Origin of the sequence: Streptomyces sp. NPDC088354, from assembly GCF_044753585.1 — a bacterium.
Classification (GTDB): Bacteria; Actinomycetota; Actinomycetes; order Streptomycetales; family Streptomycetaceae; genus Actinacidiphila.
The window spans coordinates 1-1,746 of sequence record NZ_JBIVNJ010000155.1 but is presented as its reverse complement, the minus strand read 5'-3'; the positions used below and the strand labels follow the sequence as shown (position 1 = coordinate 1,746).

The 1,746-nt window shown below is 67.4% G+C and carries 1 protein-coding gene; it reads left to right on the top strand.

The window, feature by feature from the left end; all coding sequences use genetic code 11:
* Nucleotides 1–127: 127 nt before the first annotated feature.
* A complete protein-coding gene (locus ACIP98_RS42430; RefSeq protein ID WP_401982233.1) occupies nucleotides 128–1,732 on the top strand; it encodes an IS4 family transposase in 1,605 nt (534 codons plus the stop codon).
* Nucleotides 1,733–1,746: the final 14 nt, after the last annotated feature.

The following is a 1,746-nucleotide window of genomic DNA, read 5'->3' as shown; positions in this document are numbered from 1 at the left end:
CCAATGCCACGAAGTTAAGAGCCCAGCGGCGGTGTCAAGCGTGGGCGGGATGCGAAGGGCCTCTGCTATTCAGGGGGATCGACCAAGATCTTCCTGAGAGAGCAGAGGCCCAGTGGCTCAGTCTGTCATGAACGGAACCAATGACGTGTTCGCACCTGGTCATGTCGGCGAGTTAACGCAGGTCATCCCACCCGAGTTGGTGGATGCGGTATTGGACGAGAGCGGGGCTCGCGAGCGACGACTTCGGAGCCTGCCCTCTCGCGTCGGGGTGTACTTCGTGCTCGCGCTCGGGCTGTTCGAGCATCTGGGCGCCGGGCTGGTGTGGGGAAAACTCGGGGCCGGACTGGTGGGCTGGGTGCCGCAGCCCTCGGAGAAGGCACTTCGCGATCTGCGACGTCGGGTCGGGGTGGCCCCGCTCAAGCGCCTGTTCGACGTGCTGGCCGGCCCATTGGCCCAGCCGTCCACACCCGGAGTGCGTTACCGCCGCTGGCGCACGGTCGCCTTCGACGGCTGCGGGAGCCTGTCCGTCCCCGACCACGAACGCAACCGGTCCTGGCTCGGCCGCACCGAACGCCGCTACGGCCCGACCGGCTACCCCCGGCTGATGCTCATGACCCTGTGCGAAACAGGCACCCGCGGCCTGATCGCAGCGGTCTTCGGCCCCGCCTCCAAGAGCGAGACCGACTACGCCCACGAACTGGTCGGTCATCTGACCCTGGACATGCTCCTTCTGGCGGACCGTGCTTTTGACAGCAACGAACTGCTCACAGACATCGCAGCTCAGGGGACTCAGTTCCTGATACGCGCCACCAGCACCCGACGACCGCCGGTGCTGGCGCTGCTGCCCGACGGCTCCTACCTGACCCGGATCGGGGGGCTCCCGCTGCGGGTGATCGAGGCCGAGATCCACTCCCGCACCGCCGACGGCGGCGACTTCGGCGGGACCTACCGCCTGCTGACCACGCTCAACGACCACCGCACCGATCCCGCCGACCACCTGGTGCGTCTCTACCACGAGCGCTGGGAGATCGAGATCACCTTCCTGGCGCTCCGCCACACCCTGCTCAAAGGACGAGTTCTACGTTCGAAGGACCCGGTGGGCCTCAACCAGGAGATGTGGGGACTGCTCGCCCTCTACCAGGCCCTGCGCTCAGTCATGGTGACCGCGGTGGAGACAATGCCCGGCTGCGATCCCGACCGAGCCGGCTTCACCATCGCTCTCGAAGCCGCCCGCGACACGGTAGTCGGCCTCCGCGGAACGACCTCGGCCCCAGGACCGAGCAGCCGTTCCAACCTGGTCGGACACATCGGCGCCCGCGTCCTGCACGCGTTGCTCCCCAGGCGCCGGATGCGCATGTCCGCCCGCATCGTCAAATGCGGAACCTCCCGCTACAACATCTGGAACCGTGACGGGCGCCCACGCGACAGCACCCCGATCACCGCCATCGAGATCACCGTGCACCCGCCAGCCCTGCCCAGCACGCAAGACCCGAGCCGGAACCTCTCCGGCCGCTGGGGCCAGGTCTGCAAGCTCTTGGCCGCGAACTCCAACCAGGCCATGCACACCCGGGACATCGCGCTGCATCTCGGGCTCCCCACCTCGGGGCGCCCCCTCAGCAGCCTTACCGCGCAACTCTGCTACTGGGCCCGCAACGGCCGACTCATCCGCACCGCGCCGAACACCTACAAGATCACTCTCCCAGATGCCTTGACACCGCAGCTGGGCGCTTAACTTCGTGGCATTGG

Coding starts and splice junctions, on each gene's coding strand:
- ACIP98_RS42430 (WP_401982233.1), top strand. CDS start 128: ATGAACGGAACCAATGACGTGTTCGCACCTGGTCATGTCGGCGAGTTA.